General features: G+C 42.7%; 6 protein-coding genes. 2 read left to right on the forward strand and 4 right to left on the reverse strand.

Going from position 1 to position 8,537, the window contains the following annotated elements; genetic code table 11:
- Positions 1-80: 80 nt before the first annotated feature.
- Together J7E32_RS19650 and J7E32_RS19655 are read right to left on the reverse strand one after the other, a co-directional pair.
- Positions 81-3,107: an efflux RND transporter permease subunit gene (locus J7E32_RS19650; protein ID WP_214910931.1), complete on the reverse strand. Its 3,027-nt coding sequence runs from the start codon at positions 3,105-3,107 to the stop codon at positions 81-83.
- 219 nt (positions 3,108-3,326) lie between these two features.
- Positions 3,327-5,483: an ATP-dependent Clp protease ATP-binding subunit gene (locus J7E32_RS19655; protein ID WP_214910933.1), complete on the reverse strand. Its 2,157-nt coding sequence runs from the start codon at positions 5,481-5,483 to the stop codon at positions 3,327-3,329.
- 237 nt (positions 5,484-5,720) lie between these two features.
- Between J7E32_RS19655 and J7E32_RS19660 the strand changes: the two genes are divergently transcribed.
- Complete coding sequence (locus J7E32_RS19660; protein WP_214910935.1) at positions 5,721-6,764, forward strand: YkvI family membrane protein; 1,044 nt, start codon at positions 5,721-5,723, stop codon at positions 6,762-6,764.
- Between the two features lie 25 nt (positions 6,765-6,789).
- Here J7E32_RS19660 and J7E32_RS19665 read toward each other — a convergent pair whose 3' ends face one another.
- Both J7E32_RS19665 and J7E32_RS19670 read right to left on the reverse strand, forming a co-directional pair.
- Positions 6,790-7,446, reverse strand: a complete 657-nt coding sequence (locus J7E32_RS19665) for a hypothetical protein (protein WP_214910937.1) — start codon at positions 7,444-7,446, stop codon at positions 6,790-6,792.
- Positions 7,447-7,622: 176 nt separating this feature from the next.
- Positions 7,623-8,234, reverse strand: coding sequence for a CPBP family intramembrane glutamic endopeptidase (locus J7E32_RS19670; protein ID WP_214910939.1), 612 nt, complete (start codon positions 8,232-8,234; stop codon positions 7,623-7,625).
- Between the two features lie 127 nt (positions 8,235-8,361).
- Between J7E32_RS19670 and J7E32_RS23045 the strand changes: the two genes are divergently transcribed.
- Positions 8,362-8,478 carry a DUF6254 family protein gene (locus J7E32_RS23045; RefSeq protein ID WP_286183592.1) on the forward strand — a complete coding sequence of 39 codons (117 nt, stop codon included), beginning with the start codon at positions 8,362-8,364 and terminating at the stop codon, positions 8,476-8,478.
- The last annotated feature ends 59 nt before the right edge of the window (positions 8,479-8,537 follow it).

The raw sequence follows: 8,537 nt of genomic DNA on the forward strand, positions 1-8,537 counted from the left end.
ATCGCCAAGAATGGCTCTTTCTCAGAGGATAGCCCTGCATAGAACTTAAAAAAGCCCGCATCCACATGCGGGCTTCCTGCTTACATACTCCGTTCTTTTTTCACCTGTCTGAAGAAAAACACTTCATAAATAACAGGGATCAATATCAATGTCAACAGGGTGGAGGAGGTGAGCCCTCCAATTACGGTTACTGCCAACCCTTTTGAAATCAGGGTGCCAGATGAAGTAGTGAACGCCAATGGAATCAATGCGGCAATCGTTGCGAAGGCCGTCATCAGGATTGGCCGCAGTCTGGTGATTCCTGCTTCCACAAGTGCCTCGCGAATTGGCATCCCTTTTTCAGTCCGGTTCTGGCCAATACGGTCGACCATTACAATCGCATTGGTCGTTACGATCCCAATCAGCATCAGCAGTCCAATCATGACGCTTACTGACATCGGTTCATCGGCAATCCACAATCCGAGCAGTGAGCCGATTGGGACGAAAATCAAGGATGACAGGATAATGAACGGAATCCTTGCCTGGCCGAATGTGATCAGCATCGTCAAATAGACAAGCCCGATGGCCACGACCATCGCAATTCCCAGCTGAGTGAAGGTTTCAACTGTCTCGTCACTGCCGCCTCCGCCTTCGAGAGACACACCCTCAGGGAGTTCAATATCATTTTGGACACCATCAATGACAGCAGTCGAAACGGCTCTAATATCATTCGAATCAATTTGTGCCGAAACGCGGGCGAATATCTTGCCGTCTAATTTCTGGATTGAAGTGAATGCTTCCGTTTCTGTAATACTGGCTATTTCGGTGATTGGAATAGGACCTTGTTGAGTGAAGATCATCGTATTTTTGAGATTCTCTATTGTTTCGGATTTTTCATCATAGGTAATGGAAACACGACGTTCTTCATCGCCTAGTTTCATTGAACCAGCATCAACAGGTTTGGTTTTATCAGTTATCGTACCAAGAACCTGGAATCCGGAAACCCCTAATTGGGCAGATTTTTCAGGGTCAATATCCACAATCACTTGCTTTTGTTTCTCGGAAAAATTGTTGGATACATATTTCAAATCTTCCTGCTTCATCATGTAATCTTCCACTTTAGCAGCTGCGTCCTGCAGGACAGCCAGGTCAGTAGAATACAAGTCAATATTGACATTATTATTTGATGGCGGGCCGCCGGTAGATTGTTCCTGAATGCCTATTTTCGCATCAGGTTCTATAGCTAGAACGATTTCTTCCATTTCTTTTTCAAGCTCTGGAATGAACTCAGCAACACTTACACCATCTCCCAGACTGATAAAATAGTTAGCCTGGTTCTGGCGTTTAAGCCCCGTCTGGAAGTCCCTGCTGCCGATTCCAACGGTGACATCATTGATCTCTTTTTTGTCTGCGAACATGTTCTCCACTTTCAAAGAGACTTCATTCGTCTTTTCCAGTGATGTTGAAGATGGCAGTTGGAATGTAGCGACAAGAAGTTTTTGCTCTTCATTCGGAATGAACGTGAAACCAAGACCTTTGACAAGGAATCCTGAACCTGCAAGCAGGGCAATGGACAGGAAGATTACTAGGCTTTTATGGTTCAGTGACCATTTGATTGATGACGCATATGCTCTTTGCATTGCGCCTTCTTTTTCTTCCTTAGGCACCTTCTTGAAGGAGAATTTAGCCAGGATTGGCACTATTGTTACGGCTACAATTAATGAAGCCAGCAATGAAAATACAATCGTCAGCGCAAAAGGAAGGAAGAATTCCCCGGTAATGCCCCCGACAAGTCCCAACGGTAAGAATACAACAACCGTTGTGATAGTTGAGGACGTGATCGCCTTCAGGATTTCCTTAGTAGAATCCTGAATCAGTTCATCTGTCATAGCTTTATTTGCCTTGCGGACTCGGCGGAAAATGTTTTCAATAACTACGATACTATCATCGACCACCCGGCCAACGGCCACGGCCATACCACCTAGTGTCATGATGTTCAATGAAATATCAAGCTGGTTCAAGAAGATCGACGAAATCAACAGTGACAGCGGAATCGATACAATCGCAATAATGGTGGCCCTGAAGTTCCTGAGGAAAATCAGAACGGCGATTGAAGCGAATAGTGCCCCTAGCAAACCTTCCTTGACAAGGGTATTGACCGATTTTTCAATTCCTTCTGCGGAATCGAAGCCAATGGCGTATTCCAGACGGTCGTCATAGCTGTTTATAACCGAAAGTACCTTTTCGGCAACTTCTACCGTATTTGCATCCTGCTTTTTAGTAATAGCCATCGATAAAGATTCTTTTTCGTTGTAGCGGGTGATTTCAGGCTTTTCTGTTACAACCTCGATCGAGGCTATATCACCCAGTTTAACTGTTGGTGCATTTGGAGCGAATTTTGACTGTAAAACCAGGTTCTCGAGTTCATTGATTTCTTCAATTTTTTCTTGAACCCTTACCGGCACCTGGATTTCATTTTCGTTCAAGTTGCCAGCTGGAAAGCTGAATTTTTTTGCATTGATACTTTCTTTAATCTCATTCAAGCTAAGGGCAAGCTCGCCAGCCTTTTTCTGATCAACCGTGATTTGAAGGATGTCCTCAGTCATACCGCCAACTGAAACACTGTTTATTCCCTGAATCTTATTCAGTTCGGGAATGATTTCCTCGTTTACAAGCTGTTCCAGGTCCTGATCTCCTTTTGCAAACAGGGAAATGTTGAAAATCGGGAATGTGCCAAATGAAAAGCGGTTCACATTTGTTTGAACTGTTTCAGGAAGTCCTGCCTCCTTGATGAAGGAATTGACCTGCTGTTCAGCATCATCCAGTTCGGTATCGAAAGGGAACTCCAGATTGATGATAGCGATACTTTCAAATGAGGAGCTCTGGATTTTTTTTAATCCATCGATCCCTTTGAATTTAGTCTCCAGCTTTTCTGTCACTTGCTCATTAATATCCTGTGGAGATGCTCCAGGATAAATAACTTCAACAGAAAGTTGAGGGAATTCGATATTCGGCAGTAAGTCGACCTTCAGACGAGTGAAGGAATAAAGTCCGCCGAGTATTAGCAAAAAAGAAATAATAAAAACTGCAAAAGCATTTTTTAGACTGAACCGTGTCAGAAACCCCATTAGGTATACCTCTTTTCTTTAATAAAAAGTTATGCTCTTATTCTATATGTCTTTTATGTATATTTCATTTTTAAACTGTAAAAATTCAAGATAGTTTTTACACCATCTTGCGGTTGCAGGAGCAGGGGATTTGTCATCGTTACTGGGGCTCTTTGCAAAGGGACATTTTAAATTGCACAAAAAATGAAGGTCCGGAGTCAATCCGAACCTTCGAGGCAATTATTTACGTTTTATAGTTATACCGTCATTTTCGATGACTGCTATCAATTCAATCGCATCGGGTTCTTCAAGGATGAAGTCCGCGATTGAATCCTCAAGCTGTTCCTGAATGGAGCGGCGCAGAGGGCGTGCACCAAATGCAGGATGGTATCCCAGCTCTGAAAGCTTTTCCTTTACTTCAGCTTCAACCTCAAGGCTGATGTTCTGCTCTGAAAGTGTTTCTTTCATTTCAGAAAGCATCAAGTCGACGATCTGGAGAAGATTTTCTTTTTCAAGTGCCTTGAACTCGATAATGCTGTCAAAGCGGTTCAGGAATTCTGGCTTGAAGAAACCGCCCAGAGAATCGAGGATACTTGATTCGTTGACAGCGGTGCTCTGGCCGAATCCTACTTTGATCGTTTTGTGTCCGGCTCCAGCATTGCTTGTCATGATGATGACAGTCTCCTTGAAACTTACAGTGCGGCCCTGGCTGTCAGTCAGGCGGCCATCCTCAAGTATCTGCAGGAACATGTGCTGGACATCTGGATGAGCTTTTTCAATTTCATCCAGCAGAATGATGCTATAAGGATTCCGTCTTACTTTTTCGGTCAGCTGGCCAGCTTCATCATGGCCTACATAACCCGGGGGCGAACCAATCAGCTTCGAAACGCTGTGCTTTTCCATATATTCACTCATGTCAAGACGAACCATTGCATCTTTTGAACCAAAAAGCTCTTCTGCCAATGTTTTGGTCAGTTCCGTTTTACCGACACCTGTTGGTCCCACGAATAGGAAGGATCCAATTGGTCGATTCTTTGATTTCAAACCAGCACGGCTGCGGCGGATTGCCTTCGCTACTTTTTGCACAGCTTCTTCCTGGCCAATTACCTTGCCATTAAGGTTTGCGACCAGATTTTTCATCCTTGCTTGTTCGTCTTCCTGAAGTTTGCCCACTGGAATTCCAGTCTTCTTCTCGATGATTTCCTGGATATGCTGGACTGTAACAACAGGGCGTACTGCATGACCATTGTCATTTAATGCTTTTTCCAGCTTTGCTTCTTCGTCACGAAGCTTTGCGGCTGTTTCATAATCTTCTTGCTTCAATGCATTTTCCTTTTCCCTGGCGATTTCAGCAAGGCGGTTTTCTGCATCATTTTTATCTGTATAGTCAGAAACCAGGTTAAGCTTCGATCCGGCTTCATCCATTAAATCGATTGCTTTGTCAGGAAGGAAGCGATCCTGGATATAACGATGTGATAGCTGTACACATGCATTGATTGTTTCTTCTGAAAAGGATACCTGGTGGAAATCTTCGTACTTGGACTGGATTCCTTTCAGGATTTCGACAGCTTCCACAACTGTTGGTTCCAGGACATGTATTGGCTGAAAGCGTCTCTCGAGAGCTGCATCCTTTTCAATCTGACGATATTCCTTCAGAGTTGTCGCACCAACTACCTGCAGTTCACCGCGGGCAAGTGCCGGCTTAAGGATATTGCCTGCATCCATGGATCCCTCGGCAGACCCTGCACCAACAAGCTGGTGGATTTCATCAATGAACAGAATGATATTTTTACGAGCTTGTAATTCAGAAATTAGCTGTTTCATTCTCTCCTCAAATTGCCCGCGAATTCCTGTATTGGAAACCATAGAGGCAACATCTAAGAGATAAACTTCCTTGTTCTTCAGCTTATCTGGGACAGCACCTTCAACTATCTTTAGAGCGAGTCCTTCCGCAATCGCTGTTTTACCCACACCAGGTTCACCAATAAGCACAGGGTTATTTTTATTCCTTCTATTTAAAATCTCGATCACTCGTTTGACTTCTTCATCTCGTCCAATCACCGGGTCAATCAAGCCGGTCTTAGCAATTTGGGTCAAATTTCTTCCATATTGATCAATAAAGCCATTTCCTCCGCCAGCTGTTTTCGTAGCAGCAGCTGCCGGGTTCTGGTTAGGGGTTTGGTTATACATATTGTCTGAAAACTGTTTGAACATATCATTAAAAGGCGAGCCTCCAAAGCCCGAAATTCCGGACATCGAGTTGCCAAAGGAAGCACCTAATTTCTCTTTTTCTGTCTGGTAGCAATCTTCGCAGAGCATTAAATGCTTCTGATTACCGTTTAAAGTTACTCTCAACTGGATATTTGCGTGTTTCTCCTGGCAATTTTGACAAAGCATTTAAGTTCCTCCTTCAGGAATATAGTTTCTATTTTAAAATGATCAAAGGTTTTTTTTTTTTTTGACTTTGACTATCTTTGATCAATTTAGTTTCATTATAATTTGACCTTATTTGACTTTCAAGGGATTTGTTTGTGGTAATTTTTACTAAACCCTTCCATTCGAAAGTCCTCTTGAAAAAAGCTCGTCATGGTTTGTCTATCCTTACATATATTGAGAAGGAGGGAGGGGAACGGTTTGAAGACGAATTGGGGTGCTGCCTTTCAAATCGCTGCTGTTTATGTTGGTACTGTTGTGGGAGCCGGTTTTGCGACGGGAAGGGAAATCGTTGAATTTTTTTCCCGCTTTGGCATAGTTGGATTGATTGGGGTTTTCATGGCGGGATACATTCTTACATATCTGGGTGCAAAATTAATGCGCATCGCAGCAGCTATCGGGGCCCAATCTTATGAAGAAATGAATGTACATTTATTTGGGAGATTTTTTGGGAGAATCATCAATATAATGATGCTTTTTATGCTGCTTGGAGTTTGTGCTGTTATGCTTTCAGGTGCAGGGGCAGTTTTTGAGGAGCAGCTTGGATTAAGCAAATCACTTGGGATCTTTATCACGATTGCAATGTCACTTGCCGTTATGGTCGTCGGGTTGAAGGGCGTTTTTGCTGTTAATACCTTTGTGGTGCCGATGATGATCTTGTTCAGTCTGATTTTATTTTTCCTGTCAGTCAGGTTGCCAGGATTCATAGAGCAGGTCGTTTTTATTCCATATGCAGAGGATGGCTGGAAGGCGGTCATCGGTCCGTTTTCCTATACAGCCCTGAACCTGTCGCTTGCCCAGGCAGTTCTGGTTCCTGTTGCAGCAGAGATCAAAGACGATAATACTGTAAAATGGGGAGGGATCCTCGGCGGGATTGCGCTGACATTGATCCTGCTTTCAAGCCATTTGACCTTAATCATGCTCCCAGGGTTCGAAACATTTGAAATACCGATGGCAGTTGTCATGAAGCAGCTAGCTGCAGGACTTTACTGGATTTTTGTCCTGATTGTCTATGGTGAAATCTTCACATCTGTAATCGGCAATATTTTTGGTCTTGAAAGGCAGATTCAAAAATATATCAAGGTGCCAAGCTTGCTCGTTGTCTCACTGCTCTTTTTAATTTGTTATTTTATCAGCTTGATCGATTATGGAACACTTCTTTCGATCCTGTATCCGGTTTTTGGCTATATCAGTTTAATCTTTATAGTGTTGTTATGGATGAAACCAGTTAATGCAAACAAATAAAAAAGAAGGGGAGCCCCCTTCTTTTTTATTTGTTTTCTGCCAAAATCGTTTTGGCCATTTCCATGAACGCGTTGCGGTGGTCAGCGTCTTCTTTTGTGAATAGAGTCAGCTTTAAAGGCTGTTCCTCATTTTTAATTAAATAAGTAGTGACGATGTCTGACCCACTTTTCGTTTCCATTGCCCAAGCATTGGTGAAGAATGGGTCTTCAGGTGTTTGTGCTTCTTTTACCTCAGGTCCAACAGCCGCTAGCTGTGCTTTTGAATTTTCTTCTACTAAATCCCACTCTGCGTCGGCTGGAAGCAATTCTATCCTCATGAACAGACTGTCGTCTTCAGTCCACATCAGAACATCTTTGTTAGGTTCCTCTGCTGACAATTCATATCCAGGCAAAACATACATCGAGTAGTTTTGATTATCATTGTATTTTAAGAAAGCAGTTTCTTCCTTTTGTTCGCCATTCACTGTATAAGCAATGTTTTGCTCCATAATGCGGATCAAGCCCTCTTCATTAGCTTTCTCCTGGTCTGTTGTCTTTTGGTCTTCTTCATTTTTCTCTGGCGCAGCAGCCGGCTGGGCAGCAGGTGTTTTGTCTGTTGACTCCGATTCTTCCGGAGCACCACAGCCTGCAATGAATAATGCTGATAATCCGATAATTGCAAATGACTTTGCTAATTTTTTCATGTTTAATTGCCCCCTGTAATTTCGTATGGTGATTTCTACATTTTTAGACGGAATATAATTATGAAAGTTACAATACTTGTCGCATTTACAAAAATATCATGGACAAGCAAATTGGACAATAATAAAAATGACCCATAAGCCAATTAGTGGCATGGGTCATTTTTAAGGTGCAGAGCCTAGTTTAGAGGAATGAAAACAAATAATAATAAATCAAAGACGATGTGAGAGACAATAACGAGTGGCAAGCTCCGTTTCCAAGCATATAAAATACCCCACGCAAGTCCAGCAATCATTGCAGCAAGCACAAGGATGAACTCCCCGGAATAGAGATGGACGGAAGCATATAATATTACTGAAAGGCCAATCGACATTTTCATACTAAAGTATTTGCTAAGTCGTTTTTGGATAAATCCTCGCCAAAAGATTTCTTCGCCGGGAGCCAGGATTAACACCAGGACGAGATAATGCCAGAATAATTCAGGTGAGAACCTGCCGTACAGACGCGAGATTTGATTGGCGAAAGGCAGATTAAGCATCTCGATCAGGAAGCTTCCGAGCCAAAAGAGGCCGAATAGACCGAGACCAGAAGCGACTCCTAGCGTTAAATAAGTTAATGTGGATGTATTGTCCTCGATTTCTTCGTGTATGATGGAATAACTGATCAGAACCAGCATCGAAGCTGTGAATATATACCAGAATACGTCTTTATCCTCGAAGGTAAAAAACAGGAGAAGATGAGCGATCAAAATACCAAGAATTAATCTGCGATCCGCCATCCAATTTTTCATTTTTCATAAAACCCCTTTCCAGAAACAAAATTTATTGTACCAAATAATTCATTAAATTTGTAAGGAAATGATTTCTTCCAGATGGGGCATGGTAATAATGAACGCAAATATGAATGGAGGGAAGAGCATGTCAGAATCAAAGCGCGAGAAGGAGCGTAACTGGACTGTACGAAAGCAGGACCAGCACCCGCATGGAAAGGTAAAATCCTTTAAGGAACTTGCTGGCAAGGAAAACAAGGAATAAAGAAGAAAAAAGCAGCTTAGGCTGCTTTTTTCTTTTGGGTGCGCCCAGCATGGGTGCAA

Source organism: Bacillus sp. ISL-55, assembly GCF_018613155.1.
Taxonomy (GTDB): Bacteria; Bacillota; Bacilli; order Bacillales; family Cytobacillaceae; genus Mesobacillus.

Excerpts from the sequence above, each read along its gene's own strand:
- J7E32_RS19670 (WP_214910939.1), bottom strand. The coding sequence starts at position 8,234 with ATGAAAAATTGGATGGCGGATCGCAGATTAATTCTTGGTATTTTGATC.
- J7E32_RS19655 (WP_214910933.1), bottom strand. The coding sequence starts at position 5,483 with ATGCTTTGTCAAAATTGCCAGGAGAAACACGCAAATATCCAGTTGAGA.
- J7E32_RS19650 (WP_214910931.1), bottom strand. The coding sequence starts at position 3,107 with ATGGGGTTTCTGACACGGTTCAGTCTAAAAAATGCTTTTGCAGTTTTT.
- J7E32_RS19665 (WP_214910937.1), bottom strand. The coding sequence starts at position 7,446 with ATGAAAAAATTAGCAAAGTCATTTGCAATTATCGGATTATCAGCATTA.
- J7E32_RS23045 (WP_286183592.1), top strand. The coding sequence starts at position 8,362 with ATGTCAGAATCAAAGCGCGAGAAGGAGCGTAACTGGACTGTACGAAAG.